General features: G+C 62.1%; 18 protein-coding genes and 3 pseudogenes. 7 read left to right on the plus strand and 14 right to left on the minus strand.

Annotation, left to right across the window (positions count from 1 at the left end; translation table 11 throughout):
- The first annotated feature begins 81 nt into the window (after positions 1 to 81).
- Positions 82 to 327 carry an accessory factor UbiK family protein gene (locus AC0L7P_RS00825; protein ID WP_473434072.1) on the plus strand — a complete coding sequence of 82 codons (246 nt, stop codon included), beginning with the start codon at positions 82 to 84 and terminating at the stop codon, positions 325 to 327.
- Between the two features lie 8 nt (positions 328 to 335).
- On the opposite strand, the gene AC0L7P_RS00830 is transcribed toward AC0L7P_RS00825, so the two are convergent.
- Entirely contained in the window at positions 336 to 836 is a 501-nt protein-coding gene (locus AC0L7P_RS00830; protein ID WP_473434073.1) for an Lrp/AsnC family transcriptional regulator, read from the minus strand.
- A 192-nt stretch (positions 837 to 1,028) separates the two neighbouring features.
- On the opposite strand from AC0L7P_RS00830, the gene trxB reads away from it, so the two are divergent.
- Positions 1,029 to 2,033: a thioredoxin-disulfide reductase gene (trxB, locus tag AC0L7P_RS00835; protein WP_473434074.1), complete on the plus strand. Its 1,005-nt coding sequence runs from the start codon at positions 1,029 to 1,031 to the stop codon at positions 2,031 to 2,033.
- Between the two features lie 214 nt (positions 2,034 to 2,247).
- On the plus strand, positions 2,248 to 4,284 hold the full coding sequence (locus AC0L7P_RS00840) for a bifunctional sulfate adenylyltransferase/adenylylsulfate kinase (protein WP_473434075.1): 2,037 nt from the start codon (positions 2,248 to 2,250) through the stop codon (positions 4,282 to 4,284).
- A 79-nt stretch (positions 4,285 to 4,363) separates the two neighbouring features.
- Here AC0L7P_RS00840 and AC0L7P_RS00845 read toward each other — a convergent pair whose 3' ends face one another.
- From AC0L7P_RS00845 to AC0L7P_RS00890, 10 genes and pseudogenes are all read right to left on the minus strand, one after another.
- On the minus strand, positions 4,364 to 6,394 hold the full coding sequence (locus tag AC0L7P_RS00845) for a M3 family metallopeptidase (RefSeq protein ID WP_473434076.1): 2,031 nt from the start codon (positions 6,392 to 6,394) through the stop codon (positions 4,364 to 4,366).
- 31 nt (positions 6,395 to 6,425) lie between these two features.
- Positions 6,426 to 7,496 carry a HesA/MoeB/ThiF family protein gene (locus AC0L7P_RS00850; RefSeq protein WP_473434077.1) on the minus strand — a complete coding sequence of 357 codons (1,071 nt, stop codon included), beginning with the start codon at positions 7,494 to 7,496 and terminating at the stop codon, positions 6,426 to 6,428.
- A 102-nt stretch (positions 7,497 to 7,598) separates the two neighbouring features.
- Positions 7,599 to 8,054 carry a dUTP diphosphatase gene (gene dut, locus AC0L7P_RS00855; RefSeq protein ID WP_473434078.1) on the minus strand — a complete coding sequence of 152 codons (456 nt, stop codon included), beginning with the start codon at positions 8,052 to 8,054 and terminating at the stop codon, positions 7,599 to 7,601.
- A 77-nt stretch (positions 8,055 to 8,131) separates the two neighbouring features.
- Entirely contained in the window at positions 8,132 to 11,287 is a 3,156-nt protein-coding gene (locus AC0L7P_RS00860; protein ID WP_473434079.1) for an efflux RND transporter permease subunit, read from the minus strand.
- 4 nt (positions 11,288 to 11,291) lie between these two features.
- Positions 11,292 to 12,467 (minus strand): efflux RND transporter periplasmic adaptor subunit, encoded by a 1,176-nt coding sequence (locus AC0L7P_RS00865; protein WP_473434080.1) that lies wholly within the window; start codon positions 12,465 to 12,467, stop codon positions 11,292 to 11,294.
- A 173-nt stretch (positions 12,468 to 12,640) separates the two neighbouring features.
- Positions 12,641 to 13,402, minus strand: a complete 762-nt coding sequence (locus AC0L7P_RS00870) for a SpoIIAA family protein (RefSeq protein ID WP_473434081.1) — start codon at positions 13,400 to 13,402, stop codon at positions 12,641 to 12,643.
- Between the two features lie 58 nt (positions 13,403 to 13,460).
- Positions 13,461 to 14,192, minus strand: a complete 732-nt coding sequence (locus AC0L7P_RS00875; RefSeq protein WP_473434082.1) for a TetR/AcrR family transcriptional regulator — start codon at positions 14,190 to 14,192, stop codon at positions 13,461 to 13,463.
- Between the two features lie 211 nt (positions 14,193 to 14,403).
- Positions 14,404 to 15,598: pseudogene (gene coaBC / locus AC0L7P_RS00880) on the minus strand (bifunctional phosphopantothenoylcysteine decarboxylase/phosphopantothenate--cysteine ligase CoaBC).
- A 64-nt stretch (positions 15,599 to 15,662) separates the two neighbouring features.
- On the minus strand, positions 15,663 to 16,448 hold the full coding sequence (locus tag AC0L7P_RS00885) for a ChaN family lipoprotein (RefSeq protein WP_473434083.1): 786 nt from the start codon (positions 16,446 to 16,448) through the stop codon (positions 15,663 to 15,665).
- Positions 16,445 to 17,323 carry an RNA polymerase factor sigma-32 gene (locus AC0L7P_RS00890; RefSeq protein ID WP_473435512.1) on the minus strand — a complete coding sequence of 293 codons (879 nt, stop codon included), beginning with the start codon at positions 17,321 to 17,323 and terminating at the stop codon, positions 16,445 to 16,447. Before AC0L7P_RS00890 ends, AC0L7P_RS00885 begins: the two co-directional genes overlap by 4 nt.
- Before the next feature lie 99 nt (positions 17,324 to 17,422).
- Between AC0L7P_RS00890 and cobU the strand changes: the two genes are divergently transcribed.
- The 3 genes and pseudogenes from cobU (at position 17,423) to AC0L7P_RS00905 (ending at position 20,127) form a co-directional block, all read left to right on the plus strand.
- Positions 17,423 to 17,959, plus strand: a complete 537-nt coding sequence (gene cobU / locus AC0L7P_RS00895; RefSeq protein WP_473434084.1) for a bifunctional adenosylcobinamide kinase/adenosylcobinamide-phosphate guanylyltransferase — start codon at positions 17,423 to 17,425, stop codon at positions 17,957 to 17,959.
- Positions 17,956 to 18,535, plus strand: a pseudogene (locus AC0L7P_RS00900) (histidine phosphatase family protein). Before cobU ends, AC0L7P_RS00900 begins: the two are co-directional and overlap by 4 nt.
- An 83-nt stretch (positions 18,536 to 18,618) precedes the next feature.
- Entirely contained in the window at positions 18,619 to 20,127 is a 1,509-nt protein-coding gene (locus AC0L7P_RS00905; protein ID WP_473434085.1) for a YifB family Mg chelatase-like AAA ATPase, read from the plus strand.
- Between the two features lie 18 nt (positions 20,128 to 20,145).
- On the opposite strand, the gene gshB is transcribed toward AC0L7P_RS00905, so the two are convergent.
- From gshB to rsmI, 3 genes and pseudogenes are all read right to left on the minus strand, one after another.
- The gene (gene gshB / locus AC0L7P_RS00910; RefSeq protein WP_473434086.1) at positions 20,146 to 21,084 is read right to left on the minus strand and encodes a glutathione synthase; all 939 of its coding nucleotides are present in this window, start codon (positions 21,082 to 21,084) and stop codon (positions 20,146 to 20,148) included.
- Between the two features lie 94 nt (positions 21,085 to 21,178).
- Entirely contained in the window at positions 21,179 to 21,529 is a 351-nt protein-coding gene (locus AC0L7P_RS00915; RefSeq protein ID WP_473434087.1) for a YraN family protein, read from the minus strand.
- A pseudogene (gene rsmI, locus AC0L7P_RS00920) lies at positions 21,526 to 22,388 on the minus strand (16S rRNA (cytidine(1402)-2'-O)-methyltransferase). Before rsmI ends, AC0L7P_RS00915 begins: the two are co-directional and overlap by 4 nt.
- A gap of 84 nt (positions 22,389 to 22,472) precedes the next feature.
- On the opposite strand from rsmI, the gene AC0L7P_RS00925 reads away from it, so the two are divergent.
- A complete protein-coding gene (locus AC0L7P_RS00925) occupies positions 22,473 to 23,657 on the plus strand; it encodes a penicillin-binding protein activator (protein WP_473434088.1) in 1,185 nt (394 codons plus the stop codon).
- Positions 23,658 to 23,667: the final 10 nt, after the last annotated feature.

The raw sequence follows: 23,667 nt of genomic DNA on the forward strand, positions 1-23,667 counted from the left end.
CCCCCAAGTGAGGGCGAAGTCAACCTTGAGAATTGCGCGCCGCCAGACCATATAACACCGGAACACAGACCGGAGAGCACCATGCAGACCCGCAACAAGATATTTGACGACATCTCGCAACTGATGACCAACGCCATGGGCGTGGCACAGGGCGCCCGAACCGAGGCCGAAACCGCGATGAAATCGGTCATGGACCGTTGGCTGGCGGATCGCGATTTTGTAACCCGTGAAGAATTCGACGCCGTGCGCGCCATGGCCCAGAAAGCCCGCGAAGAAAACGATGTGCTGAAGGCCCGCCTTGACGCGCTGGAGCGAACCGAAGACTGAGGCGCGCTTTACGCGTCTTTCTTCAGCCGCTCCTCAAGCACCTCGAACGGTACACCCGGGTCGTCCTTGGCGCCCCGGATCACCAGCGATGTTTTCACGCTGGCCACATTGCTGGCCGAGGTCAGTTGTTCGGTCAGGAATGTCTGAAAGGTTGAAAGGTCGGGGGCGACACATTTCAGAATGAAATCCACCTCACCGTTCAACATGTGGCATTCGCGCACCAGCGGCCAGTCGCGGCAGCGGGCCTCGAACGCCGAAAGATCGGTCTCGGCCTGACTTTGCAGGCCGACCATGGCAAACACCTGCACCTCAAACCCCAGGGCGCGGGAATTGACCGTGGCGTGATAGCCGCGAATATATCCCGCCTCTTCCAGGGTGCGCACCCGGCGCAGACAGGGCGGCGCGGATATGCCGACGCGACGGGCCAATTCCACGTTTGTCATCCTGCCATCGGCCTGAAGTTCGGCAAGAATCATGCGATCGATCGGGTCGAGCTTGGTTGACGCCATGATTTCCTCTGAAAATATTGCCCGAACCTTACGCCAGACAGGCGAACGGCGCAACAATGTTTCAACATTGCGCAACATCCTTAATTCCACTGCACCACGCCCGGGCCGTGGTGGCAAACCGGGCGGCGGGGGGTTTCCCCGCGCGCCAAGCGCCCCTATATCGGCCCGGGAAACGCAGATTTGGGGGCCATCATGGCAGATACGCGACACGTCAAGGTTTTGATCATCGGGTCCGGCCCCGCCGGATATACCGCCGCCGTCTATGCCGCACGCGCGATGCTGTCGCCGGTTCTTATTCAGGGGCTGCAACCGGGGGGGCAGTTGACCATCACCACCGATGTTGAAAACTGGCCCGGCGAAGCCTCGATCATGGGGCCTGACCTGATGGTCAAGATGGAACATCACGCCAAGGAAATGGGCGCCGAGATCGTATCGGATTATGTGTCATCCGTTGACCTGTCCAAGCGCCCCTTCACCGCGCAAACCGACAGCGGCACCACCTATACCGCCGACGCGCTGATCCTTGCCACCGGCGCTCAGGCCAAATGGCTGGGCCTGCCATCGGAAGAGAAATTCAAGGGCTTTGGCGTGTCAGCCTGCGCCACCTGCGACGGGTTCTTTTATCGCGGCGCCGAGGTGGTGGTCGCCGGGGGCGGCAATACTGCCGTGGAAGAGGCGCTGTTTCTGACCAATTTCGCCAGCAAGGTCACGCTGGTGCATCGGCGCGATGAACTGCGGGCCGAAAAGATTTTGCAACACCGCCTGATGAACAATCCCAAGGTTGAAATCCTCTGGGATCACCAGATCGAAGAAGTCACCGGCACCGAAGCCCCCCTTGGGGTCGAAGCGGTGCGTGCCAAACACGTAAAAACCGGCGAGATCACCGAAATTCCCTGCAAGGGGTTCTTTGTTGCCATCGGTCACGCCCCGGCGTCGGAATTGGTGAAAGATCAGTTGGAAACCCAATTCGGCGGCTATGTGGTGACGAAACCCGACAGCACCGCCACCTCGATTCCGGGGGTGTTTGCCGCCGGTGATCTGACCGATCACATCTATCGTCAGGCGGTCACCAGCGCCGGAATGGGCTGTATGGCCGCGCTGGAGGCCGAGCGGTTTCTGGCCGAACACGGCGAACAATCCGGCCTGGACACGACCGAGCCTTTGGGCCACGGCGCCCCCGAGGCGGCAGGCGCCTGATACCTCACCGCTGAATCGAAACGGCACGGCCCGCTCTGCTGTCTTTGACGGCAGGGCGGCTGTTGCCCATTCTCAACACCCAGGTCTCCCCTCACGCGGGCAAAGTTTTTTCTTGCGTCAGCCGGATTTTGATATATTTGTTCATTCGTGAACAAACTTCCGAGTCCCAATGACCACCTCGCCCACCAGAATCGCCTCTGAACAGGAGGATCAGATGTTCCGCCTGCTGCGGCAGCTGGATCTTGTGCCCGGTGCGTCCCAGCGCGTCATGGCGCAGGCCATCGGCGTGTCCCTGGGGCGGCTCAACGCATTGTTGCGACAAGCCAAAGAACAGAGGCTTGTGAGCATCTCGGATCACGACGGGCCCGACAAACGGGCGCGCTATGCCTACGCCATCACCGCGCGCGGGGCGACGGAAAAGAACCGCCTCACCGATCAATTTCTGGCCCGCAAGTTTGCCGAATACGACGCACTTCATGCAGAACTGACCGGCACCGCTTCGGGCCTATCCCCTTTCAAACACAGGACCAAATTCATGCAAAACAACCTGGCACCCATCCCAGAGCTTTACGTGTCGCTCGACAGTGCGCAAAAACTCAAAATGGAAGCGGCCGATCTCATGTCATGGGATCTGACCCCACGCCAGATCTGCGATCTGGAGCTGTTGATGAACGGTGGCTTCAACCCCCTGAAAGGGTTCATGAGCGAGGCCGATTACGACGGTGTCGTCGCGAATATGCGTCTGGCCGACGGCGCGCTGTGGCCGATGCCGATCACCCTGGACGTGTCCGACAAATACGCAGACACCGTTGAATTGGGTCAGGACATCGCCCTGCGCGATCAGGAAGGCGTTATTCTGGCAACCATGACGATCACCGACAAATGGGTGCCCAACAAATCGAAAGAGGCCGAAGGCGTCTTTGGCGCCGACGACAGCGCCCACCCCACCGTCAACTATCTGCACAACCAGGCCGGCAATGTGTATCTGGGCGGCCCGATCACCGGCATTCAGCCGCCCGTGCACTATGATTTCAAGGCCCGCCGCGACACGCCGAACGAATTGCGCGCCTATTTCCGCAAGATGGGTTGGCGCCGCATTGTCGCGTTTCAAACCCGCAACCCGCTGCACCGCGCCCACCAGGAACTGACGTTCCGCGCGGCGAAAGAGGCGCAGGCCAACCTGTTGATCCATCCCTCGGTCGGCATGACCAAGCCGGGCGACGTCGATCACTTCACCCGCGTCCGCTGCTATGAGGCGGTGCTGGACAAATATCCGTCGGCCACCACCACCATGAGCCTGCTGCCCCTGGCCATGCGCATGGGCGGCCCCCGCGAGGCGTTGTGGCACGGGTTGATCCGCAAGAACCACGGCTGCACGCACATCATCGTTGGCCGCGATCACGCCGGTCCGGGCAAAAACAGCCAGGGCGTTGATTTCTATGGCCCCTATGATGCACAGGAATTGTTCCGCAAGCATCAGGACGAAATGGGCATCGAAATGGTCGATTTCAAACACATGGTCTATGTGCAGGAACGCGCCCAATACGAACCCAACGATGAAATCGCGGATCGCGACAATGTCACAATCCTCAACATCTCGGGCACCGAATTGCGCCGTCGTCTGTCCGAGGGCCTTGAAATCCCCGAGTGGTTTTCGTTCCCCGAGGTCGTCAGGGAATTGCGCCGCACCAAGCCGCCGCGCAGCCAGCAGGGTTTCACCGTGTTCTTCACCGGTTTTTCAGGATCGGGAAAATCCACCATCGCCAACGCCTTGATGGTGAAACTGATGGAAATGGGTGGCCGTCCGGTGACACTGCTTGACGGTGATATCGTGCGCAAGAACCTCAGCTCGGAACTGGGGTTCTCGAAAGAGCACCGTGATCTGAACATCCGGCGCATCGGGTATGTTGCCTCGGAAATCACCAAGAACGGCGGCATCGCCATCTGCGCCCCCATTGCACCCTATGCCGCGACACGCCGCGCGGTACGCGAAGATGTCGAAACCTTCGGTGCCTTTGTCGAAGTCCACGTGGCCACCTCGATCGAGGATTGCGAAGATCGTGATCGCAAGGGGCTGTATAAACTGGCCCGCGAAGGCAAGATCAAGGAATTCACTGGCATTTCCGACCCCTATGATGTGCCTGAAAACCCTGAACTGCGCGTGGAAACCACCGGTATCGACGTTGACCATTGCGCCCACAAGATCCTGCTCAAGCTTGAGAGCATGGGCCTGATCGGCATGAGCAACTAAATCGGCCGTCATATACAAAACGAAACGCCCCGGATCATCTCCGGGGCGTTTTTGCATCTGGTCTGACGACACTGAGCGTCTACCCGGCGGGCAGCAGCCCCCGCCCCTTCAACAAAGGCTCTACCCCCGGCATCCGCCCGCGAAACGCGGTATAAAGCGCGGCGGCATCCTTTGATCCGCCCGCCGACAGGATGTGTTTTTCCAACGATTTCGCCATCTCGGGGTCGAACGGGCCACCTGCTTCCTGAAAGGCATCAAAGGCGTCGGCGTCCATCACTTCGGACCACATATAGCTGTAGTATCCCGACGAATATCCATCCCCCGCAAAGATATGGGCAAAATTCGGCGTGGCATGGCGCATCCGAATGGCGCGGGGCATCTGGATATCCTCCAACACCTCAGCCTGAAGCGCCATGGGATCGCCCGGCGCATCCTCCAGATCATGAAACGCCAGATCCACAAGGGCCGAGGCGACATATTCGACGGTCGAAAACCCCATGTCATAGGTCGAAGCCGCCAGCAGACGCTCCAGCAATTCCTTGGGCATCGGTTCGCCGGTTTCGGCATGGGTGGCAAATTCACCCAGAACCTCTGGCACCTCCAGCCAGTGTTCATAAAGCTGGCTGGGCAGTTCCACGAAATCCCGCGCCACGGATGTGCCCGAAATCGATTCATAGGTCACATCCGACAACATCTGATGCAGCGCATGGCCGAACTCGTGAAACAACGTGCGCGCATCGTCATAGGACAACAGCGCAGGCGCGCCCGCATCCGGTTTGGCGAAATTGCACACATTGATCACATGGGGCCGGATATCCCCGGCCAGCTTTTGCTGGCTGCGCATGGCCGAACACCACGCGCCAGAGCGTTTCGACCCTCGGGCAAAATAATCACCAATGAACACGGCCAGATGTTCGCCATTGCGCGTCACATCCCACGCCCGGACATCGGGGTGATACATCGGCACATCGAGGCGCGAAAATTCCAGCCCGAACAATCGGTTGGCACAAGAAAATGCCGCCTCGATCATCCGATCCAGTTGCAGATAGGGTTTCAGCGCGGCCTCATCCAGATCATGTTCGGCGGCCCGGCGTTTTTCCGAATAATAGCGCCAGTCCCAAGGCTCCAGATCGCCGTTCGCCCCGTCATTGTGCATCATCGCGGTCAGGCGCGTGGAATCCGCCTCGGCGGCGGCGCGGGCCGGTTCCCAGACCTTCATCAACAGATCGCGCACCGCTTGCGGTGTGCCGGCCATTTCGGTTTCCAGCTTGTATTCGGCAAAGGTGTCATAGCCCAAAAGCCCCGCGCGTTCGGCCCGCAGGGCAAGGATTTCACCGGCAATATCGCGATTGTCCGTCTCACCCCCGTTGGCCCCGCGCGACACCCATGCCTCATAGGCGCGTTCGCGCAGATCGCGGCGGGGTGAAAATTGCAGGAACGGCACAATCAGCGACCGTGACAGGGTAATCACCGGGCCATCCACGCCCTTTTCACGCCCTGCCGCCCGGGCACTGGCCACCACGAAACCGGGCAAGCCTTCGAGATCGCCCTCGTTCAGTTCCATGAACCATGACCGTTCATCGGCCAGCAGATTCTGGGTGAATTGCGTGCCCAAAACGGCAAGGCGCTCTTTCACCACGCCCAGACGGTCACGGGCAAGCCCCTCCAACTGGGCGCCCTGGCGCACGAAACTGCGCCGGGTCAGCATCAGAACCCGCTGCTGTTCCTCGGTCAGATCAAGGGATTCGCGTTGCAGCCAAAGCGCCTCGATCCGCGCGAACAATTCGGTGTTCATGGTAATTTCCGACCCATAAGCGGCCAGCTTGGGCGAAAAATCGCGCTGCAACGCTTCGCGCGCCGGGTTCGAATCGGCCCCGGCAAGGGTATAGAATACGCCCAGAACTTGGCTCAGCTTGCGCTCTGCCAGTTCCAGCGCCTCGATGGTGTTGGCGAATGTCGGTTCGTCGTGGTGCCCGCTGATCTTGGCAATATTGGCGCGCGCCTCGTCCAGCGCCGCGTCGCAGGCGGGGCCGAACTGATCGTCGGTGATGTCGGCAAACGGGGGCAGGCCGAACGGTGTTTGCCAATCGTCAAGAAGAGGGGTGGTCATGGGCATGGCTCCGGTTGGTGTTTCCCTTTACCTAGGGTGCTGGCGCCCCGCGTGCCACCCCTTGCCCGTCGCCGCAGACAGGACAATCGGCGCGCCGGGTCAGCGTGATCACCCGGTTTTCGGCAAAAAGCGCATCCCAGATCACCATGCGCCCGCGCAATCCCTGCCCCGCGCCGGTGATTTCCTTGATCGCCTCGCCCGCCATCATCGTGCCGATCATGCCCGGCAAAGGCCCCAAAACGCCCGCCTCAGCACAGCTTGGGGCAAGATGGGGCGCCGGCGCTTCGGGAAAGATACATTGATAACAGGGCGCGCCACTGGCCGGATGAAAGGTCGAAACCTGCCCTTCCCATTGGGTCAGCGCGCCCGAAATCAGCGGCAGGCCCAGTTCGGCGGCAACGCGATTGGCCAGATACCGGGTGGCGAAATTATCGGTGCCATCCAGAATCAGATCGTAATCGGCAAACAAATCCCGCGCGATATCCTCGGTCAGGCGCCGGTGATAAGGGCGCAGATCGGCCCATGGGTTCAGCGCCTTCATCGCGGCCTCGGCGGAAAACACCTTGGGCATGCCGATCCGCGCGTCGGTGTGGATGACCTGCCGTTGCAGATTGCTTGCCTCGACCACGTCGTCGTCAATCACCCCGATGGCGCCAACCCCCGCCGCCGCCAGATAAAGCATCACGGGCGAGCCAAGCCCGCCAGCGCCGATCACCAGCACGCGCGCCTGTTTCAGCGCCCGTTGCCCCGGCCCGCCAATTTCGCGCAGCATGATGTGCCGGGCATAGCGTTCAAGCTCGGTCTCGCCAAAGGCCCCGGTGGGGGCCGGGGCGGGCCGGTTTTCAGGGCGCACCCGCGCCCTGAGCCGCCGCAGCCCGAAGGAATAAAGCCAGACCAGCGCCACCAGACCGGCCAGCACCAACCATTCGCCGGCCGATCCGCCCGTGGATTCGCGCAAGGGGTGCCCGACGGGCAGCGCGAACTGCACCCCGAGGACGGCAAGAAACAGCAGCCCAACCATGCCCTGGCGCGCCGCCACGGGCATTTTCACCAACGCGCCAATGCCCCACAGCACGGCCCCAAGAATCAGAACCATTACCATCCCGCAGGCCCGCAGCAAGGTTTACGCAGGACAGGAAACCGGGTGACGTTCATTCTTTCCAATCCCTTGCATCGGTCCTGACAGGCAAACCGCAATCGTTTTTCAGCTTCCGGTCGATCCGAACCCACCTGCCCCGCGCGTTGTTTGCTGGCTGAACTCATCAACCACGTCGAACGCGGGGCGCACGATCGGAACGAAAACCAACTGGCCAATCCGCTCTCCGGGGCGGATTTCGATGGGTGGCGCACCCGCCGGATTGCGGTTCCAGACACTGATCAAAATCTCGCCCGCATAATCGGGATCAATCAGGCCAATTGTATTTCCCAGAACAAGGCCCTTCTTGTGCCCCAACCCGGATCTTGGCAGCACAAGACCAGCCACCGCAAGATTATCAAACGAGATCGCAATCCCGGATTTGATCAGAACAGCCGCCTCCTGGGCCTTGATCGCCTGAACATCATCGACGCAGGCAAACAGGTCTACGGCCGCTGCGCCTTTGGTCTGAAACCGCGGTAGCCCCCAATCGAACACTCTTGGGTCCAAAACCTTGATCTGCATTCCAACCCTCCGACGGCCCACGCGCATTCATATGTGCCTGCCCTGCGCTATTCAACCAAGGCCGGGCCTTCAATTACTTAATTGCCAGAGGCATCCTGCGCCACCTCGTTGGCGACGGGATCATGGGCATCATCCGGCGCCCCCGGAAACAGCCGCGCCACCATACGGCCAAAGCTGTCAACATAGGTCAGCACCACCGGCACCACCACCAGCGTCAGAATGGTGGACGAAATCAGCCCGCCGATCACCGCATGGGCCATGGGCGCGTTCTGCCCCGATCCCTGATGGATGTTCAGCGCCAGCGGCAGCATCCCGAAAATCATTGCCAGCGTCGTCATGATGATCGGGCGAAACCGCGTCTGACCCGCCTCAAGCAAGGCATCATAAAGGTTCATGCCACCTTCGCGCACATGCTGATTGGCGTTGTCCACCAACAGGATCGCGTTTTTCACCACCAGCCCCATCAGCATGATGAACCCGATCATCGAAAACATATTGAGCGTCGATCCCCCGACCAGAAGGCCCAGCATGACCCCGACCAACGCCAGAGGCAGGGCAAACATGATCGCCACGGGTTGCAGGAAACTGCCGAATTGCGAGGCAAGAACAAGATAGATGAAAATCACCGCCAGCGCCAACGCCGAGGCGGCGGCGGTTGCGGTTTCGGCCAGCTGCTCGGCATCGCCGCCGGTCGTCACGCGATACCCGATAGGCACGTCAAGATCGTCCATCGCCGCCTGTACCTTTGGCATCACGTCGCCCAAAGTGACCCCCGACAGGTTTGCGCTGACCAGCACCTGACGCGACAGGTCGCGCCGCTTGATTTCCGATGGCCCAAAAGATTGCACGATGTCGGCCACCTGATCCAGCCGCACCATGCCGGAACTGCCCGTCGCACCGCTTTGCGCCACAGGCAGGGCGCGCAACACCTCAAGATCGTCACGCATTTCGGCAGGCAGACGCACGGTAACGGTAAAACTGCGCCCGTCGGGCGAGGTCCAGTCGCTTACGTCGTCGCCGCCCAGCATCGGGCGCAGTGTGGCGCCGATCTGTTGCAGGGAAACGCCAAGATCGCTGGCGGCATCCCGGTTGATCCGAACCCCCAGCACCGGCTGCGCGGCATCCAGGGAAGATGTCACATCCTCCAGCCCGTCGATGGTTTGCAACGCCCGTACCAGACGGTTTGACAACGGCCCCAGCACGTCGAGGTTATCACCATACAGGTTGATCTGAACCGGCGCGGCAACACCCCCCAGACCGCCCGCCGCGCCGATGGTCACATCCACCCCGGGGATGCGCGCCAGGGCCTGGCGGACGGGGGCGGTCATATCCTGCGGGCTGCGGGTGCGTTCGGACGGGCCAACCATGGTGACGGCAACAGTGGCGGCATTTTCGCCCCCATTGGACGAGGCGCCGTTGATCGTCGCATATGTCCCGGTGACTTCGGGGAAAGCGCGCAACACACTGTCGATCTGGCGAATCTTGGCCGCTGTGTAATCCAGCGATGAACCCACCGGCGTTTCCACCTCCACCTGAAATTCGGAATTGTCCACGGCGGGGGCAAATTCGGCCCCAACCAGTGGCACAAGGAAGAAACTGCCAACGAATGCCAGAAACGCAATCAGCAGCGTGGTGACGCGGTGCCGCAAGGACCACCGCAAAACCGAACGATACCCCAGTGCCAGCCGGTCAAAGAAATCGCCGAACTTCTGCACCTGCCGCCCCACAAATCCGCGCTTGGCCCCGGGGTGCGCCGACGGGTCATACCAGACCGCCGACATCATCGGATCAAGAGTGAAGGCGACAAACAGCGAAATCAGCACCGACACCGAAACGGTGATGCCAAATTGCAGGAAAAACTTGCCGATGATCCCTTCCATGAAGGCCACAGGCAGGAACACCGCAACAATCGACAGGGTGGTGGCCAGCACGGCAAGGCCGATTTCGTTGGTCCCGTCCAGCGCGGCCTGCCGGTGCGTCTTGCCCATATGCAGATGCCGCATGATGTTTTCACGCACCACGATGGCATCGTCGATCAACAGACCGATGGCAAGGCTCAGCGCCAGAAGCGTCATGATGTTCAGGGTAAAGCCAAGGAAATACAGCACCGTCATCGTGCCGATCACCGAAATCGGCAGGGTCAGGCCAGTGATAACGGTCGAACGCCATGAATTGAGGAACAGAAACACGATCAGCACGGCCAGAACCGCGCCTTCAACCATCATGTTCTGCACCCCGTGATAGCTTTCCTCGACCGGTTTGGCGTTGTCGCGCACCACCTCGACCTTGACCCCCTCGGGCAGATCATCGTTCATCAGCGCAACCGCCGCCGCGCGGATTTTTTTGGCCACCTCAACCGTGTTGGCGCCCTGTGTCTTGACCACATCCACCGCCAGTGCCGCTTCGCCGTTCAACAGGGCGATACTGTTTGCCTCGGCCTCGCCATCCACCAATGTGGCGACATCGCGCAGGCGCACCGGCTGACCGCCCCGGCGCGCAACGATGATATCCAGAAAATCGGCGCTGTTGATGATCCGGCCTTCGACCTGAATCGATTGTTTCTCAAGGCCTTGCTGGATTGCACCGGCGGGCAGATCCTGATTTTCCTGCCTGAGGGCCGCTGTCACCTCGGCCACACCCACCCCAAAGGCGGTCAGGCGGTCGGGGTCGATCAAGATATTCAACTGGCGCGGAATGCCCCCCACCACGCTGGCGCGCCCGACCCCCTGAATGGACGAAAACCGAGGCTCGATCACGTCTTCGGTCAGGGCGGTCAGATCGCGCAACGACATGGAGTCGGCGCTGACGGCAAGCGAGATAACCGGCAGTTCCGAAGGGTCGAATTTGAACAGCAACGGATCATCGGCATTGTCGGGAAACTGGCCGGAAAGCCCGCCCATCTTGTCGCGCACATCCTGCATGGCGATCGAGCTGTCCACGTCCATGTCAAAGAACAGGATCACCATCGCCTGCCCCGCGCGCGATGTGCTTTGAATGTAATCAATGCCGCTGATCGTGTTCACCGCCTCCTCGATGGGTTCGACAACGTCGCTTTCCACCGCCTCGGGGGCCGCCCCGGGATAGCTGACCACCACAGCGACCACCGGGAAATCGACATCGGGCAATTGTTCGATGGGCAGACGCATGAAAGAATAGCTGCCGATCACCAAAAGCGCGGCCATGATCATTGTGGCAAAGACGGGTGCGTTGACGCTGATACGGGTCAGGAACATTGGCTTATTTCCCCACGATCTCAACAGCGTCGCCATCGGCAAGCTCTGGCAGGGGCGCGGTGACAACCTTTTGACCGGGCTTTAACCCTGATATGATCCGGGTCAGGCCCCCCGCCCATTCGCCGCCCGTTTCAACCGGCTGCGCGCGCAGATGATCGCCGTCAATGACCAACAGGTGATGGCCCTGCGCATCTTCGCGCAAGGCGCCCGTGGGCACGGCCAAAGCGTCTTTCTCCTCTTGCACAACGATCTGGCCGGTGGCGAACATACCGCCCAACAGAACGTGATCCGCGTTGTCGATCAACACATATACGGGGATTGTCCGCGTGCCTTCCTGTGCCACCGGGTTGATCCGTGTCACCTTGCCGGTGAACGACCGGCCCGCGATTCCGTCAACCTTGACGGTCACGTTCTGACCCCGCTGCAACAACGATCCGGCCCCGACCGGCGCATTCGCCTGCATTTCAACCGAGGTAAGATCAACCACCGTAACCAATGCCGCGCCAGTGCCGACATATTGCCCCGGTTCGACCGCGCGGGCCGAAATCACCCCATCGAAAGGCGCGCGGACCGTGGCGTTGCGCAGCCGCAGTTCTGCCCCCGAAACCTGATCCTGCAACGCGCTGACGCTGGCGCGCAGCCCGCGCACATTGCTTTTCGCCTCGTCAAAGTTAGAGGTCGTGGTGATCCCGCGATCAACCAGCGCCTGCGCGCGTTCCAACTTTGCCTCGGCCAGTTCAAGTTGCGCCTTGGTCGCGGCGGCATTGCTTTTCATCTGGTCAAGTTCCAGCGTCAGCGTTTCGATATCGACCTGCACCACCACATCATCGGCCACGACACTGTCACCGGGCCGCACCTTTACCTCTTCGATACGGCCGCTGACCTGCGCCGAAAGCTGTGCCTGGCGCACCGGATCAAGCGTGCCGATCACCTTGACGGTACGCTGCAATGTCATCGGTTGCAGGGTCGTCATCTCGACCGTGTTCACCTGCATCACCGGCGCGGATGCCTCGGGCAGTGCCGCTGTATCTGTCGGGGTCGCGCCTTTCTGCGCGGCAAAATAGGCGTATCCAGCCCCCGCAACCACAAGCAGCCCAAGAATGATCCACGGCCACTTGCGCCGCTTTTGCGGCAGGCCCGCAGCGGTGCGGCGCGCACGCTCGGCCTCGCCCTTGCTCATCGCCCAATCGGGCTTGGCGGGGGTTGCGTCGCGGTGGTGTCTGGGCTGGATCGGCGCGCCACGGGCGATCTCCTTGAATTAGATGTGGAATTGCGCAGGCAAAAGGCTGTCGCTGCGCCTGCCCGGCTGCATCGAAACAAGGGCGGTCCGCTGTCAAACCGCCCCTTTTCCCTTTAGGCCAAGCCGACCCACTTGCCGGCCTCGGCCTCATCGTCCGCATCAAACAACCGCATTTCGAACGGCATCATCGGCGCCACCCCTGCAACCATGGTCTTTATCCACGTTGGCGCGCCAACGATGGCATAGCGCCCCACATGGGTGATCGCGCCCATCTTCGAGCCGATGAACGACCCGTCCATGAGGATAGCAGGATCAAAGCCACCATAGTCGGTAAACTTGGCAAGCAGGTTGATTTTCCCGTCCCCGTCAAGGATCGGCCCCAGTGGCTCCATCACCTTTTGCAGATCGTCCGTGGTGATCATCCCGTCGATCTCAAACGCGATGACCCCGTCCGTGCCATCCGCCAAAAGCGTCACGCCACGGCCAGCGGCCCGGTCTTTGGCGGGGGGCAGGTCAGCGGCGAATGCCTCGGCGGCGGCAACATCAGAGGAACCGAACGTCTTCATGTCGATCATCGGCATGATCGGGTCTATCCATTTCAGCACGGCCGCGAAGGCCTGAAGATCCGTCACAAGCGCCATTTTCGCGATTTTCGCCCATTGGGCCAAAAGGCCGAATTCGAACTTCATATCCTCGGCAATGGCACCGGCAGTAACGTCCTTCCAGCCTTCGGCCCGGATGATCAGGCCCAGCGGGTGCTGCCCTTTCAAGGCCGGGGTCAGCGTGCGCTCCATCGTTTCGATGTCGCTCTTTTCCAGAACGCCCTGAAGGGTCACTTCCCAAACGTTTGGTTTCAGTTCTTTTACGGTCAGCATGATGTTTCCTTTCTGCTTTCGGTAAGGTGAACCGGGCGGGTTCCCGCCCTGCCATGGCTCAGTCGCCCGCGATTGCGCGCAGCATGAGACGGTATTCGGTGGGGTTGGACAGTGTGATACTGCCCTGGGGCAAGCCCAGCAGCCGGTCGATCAACGCGCCTTCGGCCTCCATCCGGGTGTTCAACAGCATGGTCGCCCCATCCAGATCACCGGCCTCGGCCCTTTGAACCGCGGCTTCGGCCACCCCGCGCCGCCCTTGGGACAGCGCCGTGATCGTTTCGGCAACCAGTTCCGTGTCGGTCACGGTGAAACTGCCGTCTGCAACACCTTCGGCGATCATCCCCTGCAATACAGGCAATGCGGCGGCGCTGGCGGCGCGCGAAATGCGATGGAACAGAAAATCATTTCCCGGGCGCACCATGACATCCATAAAGAACCGCATCTGCGGCGCCTGCGCCGCCTTCCAGCGGCTCGTCTCGGCCAGAAACGCGTTGAACCGCGCAAGCGCGCCACCTGAGGTGCCTGCCCGGGCGGTCTCGGCAGCGGTCAAGGCCTGATTGGTGAACCGTTCGACCACACCGTCAAGCAGATCCTCTTTCGCCGCAAAGTGGTGATAAAACCCACCTTTCGACATACCCGCCCCGGCAATCACATCGGCAATCGTTACATCTTCCCAGCCACGGGCAAAAAACATCTCTTGCGCCGCGTCCAGAATATGCGCCCGACGCGTTTCGGGTGCCAAGCGCTGGCGCTTGGGCATCGACGCCACGGCATCTTTTGAAGTGTTCATTTTTCGCCCCGAATACAAACCGACCGTCGGTATGTAAGGATGTCACCGCGAACCGTCAAGTGCCCGACCATGCATTCGGGGCGGTTGCCGCCATTGGCGCGCGGTTTCGCCAAAACACTTTCGCAAAAACCTGAATCACCGAACACGGCCTGAAATCAGAGATTTCAACGCGCTGGGTGATGGTGAATGCTTTGGAAACTGCGAGAAACGCTTAGTCGCCCAATGCGTCGGCCAGCCGTCGCGCCAGACCTGCGGCCACGGCGTCTTTGCTCATCCGGGGCCATGGCTCGGCGCCGCTGTCGCTGATCAGGGTCACCGCGTTTTCCGCCCCCCATGATGCCGGTTGCGGGTGACACATCATTGGCGACGATCCAGTCACACCCCTTGCGCGCCCTTTTGGCGGTTGCATGGGCGATCACATCTTCGGTTTCGGCGGCAAAGCCTACCACCACCCCCGGACGCCCGGTTTGCATCTGCGCCACTTCGGCCAGAATATCGGGGTTTTCGCCAAAGCTCAGGCTGGGCAATCCGCCCTTGGTTTTCTTGATCTTCTGATCCGACGCGCCCACAACATGCCAATCGGCCACCGCCGCGGCAAACACCGCCGCATCGGCGGGCAGCGCGGCAATCACCGCATCGCGCATCTGGCGCGCGGTTTCCACCGCCACCACATCGGCCCCCACGGGCGGCGGCACCTGCGCCGGGCCGGTTACGAATGTCACCCTTGCCCCCAGATCCAACAGCGCCCGGGCCAGCGCCGTGCCCTGCGCGCCGGACGAACGGTTGGCGATATAGCGCACCGGATCAATCGGTTCGTGGGTCGGCCCCGATGTCACCAACACATGACGCCCTTTCAACGGGCCATCACCAAAGGCATTTTCAATCGCCGCGACAATCTCCAACGGTTCCGACATGCGCCCGGGGCCGTGTTCGCCACAGGCCATATCGCCCTCGTTCGGGCCACAGACCAAAATGCCATCGCCCCGCAGAATGGCCAGATTGCGCTGATTTGCCGGATGATTCCACATCCGCACATTCATGGCAGGCGCAATCAGCACCCGTTTGTCCGTCGCCATCAGAACGGTAGAGGCCAGATCATCGGCATGCCCCCCTGCCATCTTGGCCATCAGATCGGCGGTGGCCGGGGCCACCACCACCAGATCGGCAGCGCGGGACAGTTCGATATGGCCCATCTCGGACTCGGCGGTCAGATCGAACAGCTCGGTAAACACCTTTGCCCCCGCCAATGCCGACACCGACAGGGGGGTCACAAATTCATGGGCGGCGCGGGTCATCACCGGGGTGACGCGCACCCCGCGTTCCCGCAACCGGCGTATCAGATCCAGCGATTTGAACGCCGCGATTCCGCCGCCGATGATCAAAAGGATATGTTTGCCCTGCATCATCTCTCGCCCATCTGTTTCGCATGATCCTAGGGCGTTGCACCGAAACAGGCAATCGCCCCACCGCTCAGCGGAACGCGTCGCAGGGATCACCCCGGTCGGGCGCATTGGCCAGGGTCAGCACGTCATAGGGCTGTACCTCGGTCGGGGCGGTTTCCAACTGGCCGATAGACAGGATTTTCAGATCGGGCATGGCGGCGCGCAAGGCCACCGGCATGCCCCAATCGGTGCGTGCGTGGCCGTTGCCGGTGAACACCGCAACGGGCGGGCCGACCGCCACCAAAGCGGCCACAACCGCGCGGGCCAGGGCAGCATCGCGCAGGCGCTGCGCCTCGACCATGCCGGGCAGCATGGCATCGGGCAAAGCCCCGCAATGGGCATCAGCCTGAAGCGATTGGCGGGCCTCCTGCTCAAGCCGGGGCAGCGGCACATCCAGCCCGAAAATTGCCGCCGCATCCCCCATGGCCGCCGCCGCCCCCTGCCCCACGGCAAGGCGCAACTGATCACGCCCCACGTCACCGCCGAAAATCTCTGCATCGGGGGCGGCTGCAAATATCGGGGCGTACATGGTGAAATCGGGCCAGCCACGCGCGCTCCATTGTGTCACCGCATCGGTTGCGCCCGATTGTGCGGCGGCGTCGGCCAAAGCCGGGGTCAGCATTTCAAACACCAGCGCCCTTGGCGCCAGCCGCGCCACCCATCCGGCCTGATTGGCGTGGTGGGTGGGGTTATCGTGGACCTCGCCCATGATCACCACATCATACCCGCCCAGCGCGACCGAACCGGGCGCCACCGTCACCGGCCAGCCGCCCGCCACGCACAACAGCAGGGCCAGCGGAACAACCGCCCTCACCCGATCAGATCCAGAACATCCTGCGAATGCCCCTCAAGGCTCTGACGCATCTTGCCAAACGCCGCCGCCTCAAGCTGACGCACGCGTTCCTTGCTCAGGCCCAATTCGTTTCCGAGGGATTCCAGCGTGCGCCCGTCATCGCGCAATTTGCGTTCGCGCACGATAAACTGTTCCCGCGCGTTCAACTGCGCCATCGCCGACAAAAGCCATTGGCGCAGGGTGTCCAGATCCTTGTCACGCGCAACCGCTTCGTCGGCCTGTTCTGATTCATCCTCAAGGGCGTCGATCCATTCGCGCCCTTCATCCTCGGCGCTTTGAGTGGCGTTCAACGAAAAATCCGACCCCGAAAGCCGCCCGTCCATCATTTCGACATCGCGCAGCGGCACGCCAACCTCGGTTGAAATCATCTCGCGCAGGCGATGCTTGTCGGGCTGTTCGCCCCGCGCGGTGGCTTCGCGCTCCAGCCGGGCCTGAACCCGGCGCATATTGAAAAACAGCGATTTCTGCGATGAGGTCGTCCCGGTGCGCACCATCGACCAGTTGCGCATCACATAATCCTGAATGCTGGCCTTGATCCACCAGACCGCATAGGTTGAAAACCGCACGCCGCGATCAGGATCGAATTTATCAGCCGCTTTCATCAGGCCCAAAGATGCCTCCTGGATCAGGTCATTCATGGGCGCGCCATAGCGGCGGAATTTGGCGGCCATGGAAATCGCCAGCCGCATATATGCTGTGATCAACCGGTGCAGCGCCTGTTCGTCACGCTGGTCGCGCCACGCATAGGCAAGGCGCAGTTCGGTTTCGGCATCCAGAAGCTCGGCCTTCATGGCACGGCGGGGCAAGGTCTGATCGTTGAAGCCATCAAGGGCCATGGCAATATCCCCCAGTTGCGACCCGGCACACCGGGCGGTAGTGAACATTTACAAACAATATACAGTGCAGGAACGCCGCCGGATCAAAGAAAGTTGCCTATGACATTGCCTAAACTTTCCCTCGTGCTAGGGGGCGCCAGTTCCGGGAAATCGGATTTTGCCGAAAAACTGGTGTGTTGCGCGCCGTTACGGCGGGTCTATATCGCGACGGCGCAGGCGTTTGACAGTGAAATGCGCGACAAGATCGCGGCCCATCGCACGGCCCGGGGGCCGGATTGGCACACGATCGAGGCGCCCCTTGATCTGGCCACGCCGCTGGCCGCTGCCGCGCCGGGCGATGTCGTGCTGATTGATTGTCTCACCCTGTGGCTGAGCAATCATCTGCTGGCGGGATCGGACATCACCGCCACCTGTGACGCACTGCTTGCCGCATTGTCGCGCGCCCCCTGCCCGGTGGTCATGGTCAGCAACGAGGTGGGGCAAAGCGTCGTCCCCGACAACGCGCTGGCGCGGCAATTCCGCAACGCTCAGGGGCGGCTGAACCGGCAGATGGCGGCGCGCGCCGGTCTGGTGGTTGCCGTCATGGCCGGATTGCCCATGGTGCTGAAAGGCACCCTGCCCGAGGCCATGACATGAGCGCGGTCTGGTGGTGGGTGCGCCATGGCCCCACCCATCAAAAGGCCTTTACCGGCCACCGCGATGTGCCCGCCGATCTGTCAGACACCGCCGCGCTTGAGCGATTGAGCACCTATCTGCCCGGTGATGCCCTGGTCATTTCCTCCGATCTTATCCGCTCCATCGCCACCGCCGATGCGATTGTCGGCGCGCGCCACCGCCTGCCCCATGCCCCCGCCCTGCGCGAATTTGATTTCGGGGTGTGGGATGGCATGACGTTTGATGCCGTCGCCGCCCGCGACCCCGATCTGTCGCGCGCCTATTGGGAACGCCCCGGCGATGTTACCCCCGGGCGGCGAAAGCTGGAACATGGCCACGGCCCGCATCGGCGGCTGTGTGGATGCCATGAACCGCCTGCATACAGGGCAAAACATCATCGCCGTGGCCCATATCGGTGTGATCCTGACCCAGATCGCCCGCGCCACCGGGCAGACCCCGGAACAGGCTTTGGGCCATAGGATTGATAACCTGTCGCTGACCCGCATCACCTATGGCCCCCCGGCACGGCGGCGCCGATCAATCATCTTGCGTGAATAGATCGGATCGCGCCGTGATGCGTCGTTAACCATTCCTAAACCATGACCCCCTAGCCGTTAACCATCAGGGCGAAAGGGGAATTCATGGTAACGCGGGCCTATACGGTGGCCTTTGAGGGGATCGAGGCGCGCCTTGTCGAGGTGCAATGCGCCGTTGCCCCCGGCCTGCCCGCGTTCAGCATCGTCGGCCTGCCCGACAAGGCCGTCAGCGAGGCCCGCGAACGGGTGCGCGCCTCGCTCAACGCCCTGTCCATCGCTTTGCCCAGCAAACGGATCACCATCAATCTGTCGCCCGCCGACCTGCCCAAGGAGGGGTCACATTTCGACCTGCCCATCGCGCTCGCCCTGCTTGCCGCGCTCGATATCCTGCCCAAGGATTCGGTTGAATCCACACTGGCCCTTGGGGAATTGTCGCTGGATGGCACCCTTGTGCCGGTGATTGGCGCCCTGCCCGCCGCCATGACCGCCGCCGAAGAGGAAAAGACCCTGCTTTGCCCCAAGGCCTGCGGAGCCGAGGCCGCATGGGTTGCCGCCGCCACGGTGATTGCGCCCGCAAACCTGACCGCCGCGATCCGCCATTACACCGGGCAGGCCGCCCTGCCCCCCGCCACCGCCGGTCAGGTGAACACCCCGGCCACCCTGCGCGATCTGAGCGAGGTGAAAGGCCAGGAACGGGCCAAGCGGGCGCTGGAAATCGCCGCCGCCGGGCGCCATCATCTGTTGTTGATCGGTGCGCCGGGGTCGGGGAAATCCATGCTGGCACAGCGCCTGCCCGGCATTTTGCCGCCCCTGTCCCCGCGCGAGGCGCTGGATACGTCAATGATCCACTCGCTTGCCGGATTGCTGAGCGAGGGCGGCATTTCACGCAACCGCCCCTTCATGGAACCGCACCACACCGCATCGCGCGCCGCCATTGTGGGGGGCGGGAAAGGCGCAAAGCCGGGGCAGATTTCGCTAGCCCATAACGGTGTGTTGTTCATGGATGAATTCCCCGAATACGAACGCAGCGTTCTGGAAACCCTGCGCCAGCCCATCGAAACCGGCGAGGTCGTGATCGCCCGGGCCAATGCCCATGTGCGCTATCCCTGCCGGTTTCTGTTGATCGCGGCGGCGAACCCCTGCAAATGCGGCTATATGGCCGACCCGGCCCGCGCCTGCGCCCGCGCGCCGGTGTGTGGTGAAGATTACCTGGGGCGCATTTCCGGGCCGCTGATGGACCGGTTCGATCTGCGGGTCGATGTGCCGCCGGTGGCGTTCAGCGATCTCGACCTGCCCGCAACCGGCGAACGATCCGAGATGGTGGCCGCCCGCGTGGCCGCAGCGCGAGACAGACAAACCGCACGATTCACCGGGGACGATGGGGTGAGCGTGAATGCCGATGCAGAAGGCAGCGTGTTGGAGCGTATCGCCGCGCCAGACGCCGATGGCCGCGCCCTGATGCTGCGCGCGGCGGACCGGTTCGGCCTTTCGGCGCGGGGCTATCACCGGGTGTTGCGGGTGGCGCGCACCATCGCCGATCTTGATGACACCGAAAACGTCAGCGCCACCCATATCGCCGAGGCGCTGAGTTTTCGCCTGCCGCCGGGCAGTTGACCCCGAACAATCAAACCGTCAGCGGCGCGCCTCGATCGCATCCCACAGCCCGGCGGTGATGTTGATGCCGTCGAAGCGTTCCAATTCCTGAATACCGGTGGGCGAGGTCACGTTGATTTCGGTCAGCCAATCGCCGATCACATCAATGCCCACGAAAATCTGGTTCTTTTCGCGCAAAAGCGGGCCGATGGCGGCACAGATTTCAAGGTCACGCTCCGTCAGCGCCACCTTTTCAGGCCGCCCGCCCACATGCATGTTGGACCGCGTTTCGCCGGCAGCGGGAACGCGGTTGATCGCGCCCACGGGTTCGCCATCAATCAGGATCACCCGCTTGTCACCCTTGGTGACGGCGGGCAGGTATTTCTGCACGATCAGGGGTTCGCGATTGATGCCCGCGAACAGCTCATGCAGGCTGGCGATGTTGCGGTCATCGGGGCCGAGGCGGAACACACCGGCGCCCCCATTGCCGTAAAGCGGTTTGAGGATAATATCGCCATGTTCCGCCTTGAACGCCCGCAGGGTGGGCAAATCGCGGGCGATGGTGGTGGGCGGAATCAGATCAGGAAAGCGCAGGCAAAGCAGCTTTTCGGGATAATTGCGCACCCAGAACGGATCATTCACCACCAAGGTGCCGGGTGACAGGAAATCGAGGATATGGGTCGTGGTGATATAGCCCATGTCAAACGGCGGATCCTGACGCAGCCAAACGACATCGTAGTCGGAAAGATCGACCTCAACCTCATCGCCGAGGGTAAAATGATTGCCCCGTTCACGCCGTACCGTCAGCGGCCAGCCCCGCGCCATGACCCGGCCCTGTTGCCAGGACAGCCGGTCAGGGGTGTAATAAAACAGGGAATGCCCCCGCGCCTGTGCCTCTTCCGCGATGCGGAACGTGCTGTCGGCGTCGATATCGACCGGGCCGATCGGGTCCATCTGGATGGCGACCTTCAGGGGCATGTTTTCTCCTGTGCGTGTTTTTCCCTTCATGGCGCGGTGTTGCGGACATGACAATGGTCTGATCCGACTTCGGGGGCCAGATCGGGCGCCGGGATCACATGAACGCGTTTTCGATGATATCGATCTGCCCGCCGCCATCCATCAGCGCCACATCGAACCGAACCTCTGAGGATTGTCCATCGGGCGTATCCGCCAGATATTCTGCGGCGGCGTTGTACAGACGTTCGATCTGGCGGCGGCTGACCCTTTGCGCCGCGCGGGCACGGGTGCGGGATGCCTTAACCTCGACAAAGACCAACCCGCCCGGCCCCTGCACGATCAGGTCGATTTCGCCGCCCTGCCCGCGCCAGCGCCGTTGCAACACCCGGTGACCGCGTCGTTCATACTCCGCCGCGATCCGGTCTTCGGCGGCCAGACCGGCGCAATAGGACACAAGCCCGCTCATTCCCCGCCGTCCATGGCCAACGCCGCCTGATAAACGTCGCGCCGGGCCAAACCCAGATCCTCGGCCACGGCGCGCGCGGCATCCTTCAGTGACATCCGTTCCATCGCATCGCGCAACGCAGTCTCCATATCTTCGGCGCTGGCCCCGGCGCGGTTGCGATCAATCAGGATCACGACCTCGCCCTTTGGCGGATGGGCCGTATAATGTTCGGCCACCTGGTCCGCCGTGCCGCGCTGTACCTCTTCGAATTTCTTGGTCAATTCGCGGCACACCGCAATCTGCCGCTCTGGCCCCAGTGTTGCACCAATTTCCTTAAGAGTTTGCAAAAGCCGCTTGGCCGATTCGAAAAAACCAATGTGGCGGGCACCGGCCCCAGTTCCCCCAGCGCCCGGCGCCGCGCGCCCTTGGCCGTTGGCAGGAACCCGGCGAACAAAAACCGGTCCGTGGGCAAGCCGCCGATCATCAGCGCCGCCATCACCGCCGAGGGACCGGGCGCGCCAGTCACCGCGATTCCCCTTGCGATGGCATCACGGGCCAGGGCAAACCCCGGATCAGCCACCAAAGGCGTTCCCGCATCCGAGGCATAGGCGAGCGATTGCCCCTCCTCCATCAGGTCAAGCAGCCTTGGCCGCACTGCCGCACCGTTATGATCGTGATAGGCCACAAGGCGGCGATCCCCCAGGGGAATGCCGTGCAAATCCATCAGGTGCCGCGTCGTGCGGGTGTCTTCGGCGGCGATCACATCGGCGGACGCCAGAATATCCAGCGCCCGGAGCGTGATGTCACGCGCCGTTCCGATGGGCGTCGCCACCAGATGCAGCCCCGGCGCGAGTGGGCGAATTTGCGCTATCCGTGTCATCGCGGCTGTCTCCGATTTACACCGTGGCCAACAGCGCCTAGGGTCAAAAGGCCCGATCCACCTGTGCCGCAAGAGAGTTCGCCGATGTTTGCCTTTTTGTCCACCGCCTGCAAGCCGATTGCCCGGATCGCAGCCGTCGCGATAACCGCCGTGTCCCTGAGCGGGTGCGACCCAGTCGCAATAGGAGCCGGCGGCGGCGGCGGGCCGTCGATCAACACCGCGGCCCCGGTGCCTGTGGCGCTGCTGGTTCCGGCCAGTTCCCCCGATGGCGGGACAATTCTGGCGCAAAGTCTGGAAAATGCCGCCCGCCTGGCGATTGCCGATCTGGACGGGGTGAAAATTGATTTGCGGGTCTATGACACCGCCGGACAGGCCGGAACCGCCGCGCAGGTGGCCACCCGCGCTGTGGATGAAGGCGCCAAGATCATCATCGGCCCGGTCTTTGCCCAGGCCGCAAACGCCGCTGGCGTTGCCGTGGCGTCGCGCGGGGTCAACCTGTTGACGCTGTCCAACAACACCTCGATTGCCGGGGGCAACGTGTTTGTGCTGGGCAACACCTTTCAGAACACGGCGGACCGGCTGGTCGGCTATGCCCGCAGTCAGGGCAAATCCAACATCTTTGTGGTTCACGGGCGCAGCACCGCCGAAGAGCACGGGCGCGACGCCATCCTTGGCGCGATTCGGGCCAATGGCGTCAAGCTGGCCGGTGTTGCCTCTTTCGAACTGTCGCAACAGGGTGTGAACGCCGCGATTCCCGGCATCGCCGCTGAGGCAAAAAGCGCAGGGGCGGATGCCGTGTTCATGACATCGGGCACCGCCGGCGCGCTGTCGTACCTTGTTGACGGGCTCCCTCCGGCGGGCCTTCCGCCATCGGTGGCGCAGTATATCGGCCTGCAACGATTGGATATTCCCAACAGTGCGCTGTCGCTCAAGGGTATTCAGGGCAGTTGGTTCGCGCTTCCCGATCCGAACCTGAGCGCCCGTTTCAACAGCCGGTATCAACAGGCCTATGGCACCGCGCCGCACCCCATTGCCGGGCTGGCCTATGATGGCATCGCGGCCATCGGCGCCCTTGTCGCGGCCGGAAAACAGGATGCCCTGACCGCCCGCGCCCTGACCCAAGGGTCCGGTTTTGCAGGGGTCAACGGGGTTTTCCGGCTGAAATCCGATGGCACGAATCAGCGGGGCATGGCCGTGGCCCAGATCCAGAACAATCAGGTTGTCGTCATCGACCCCGCCCCAAGAAGCTTTGGTGGTGCCGGTTTCTAGGGCGGACAAC

The organism is Oceaniglobus sp. K40-3 (assembly GCF_055808395.1).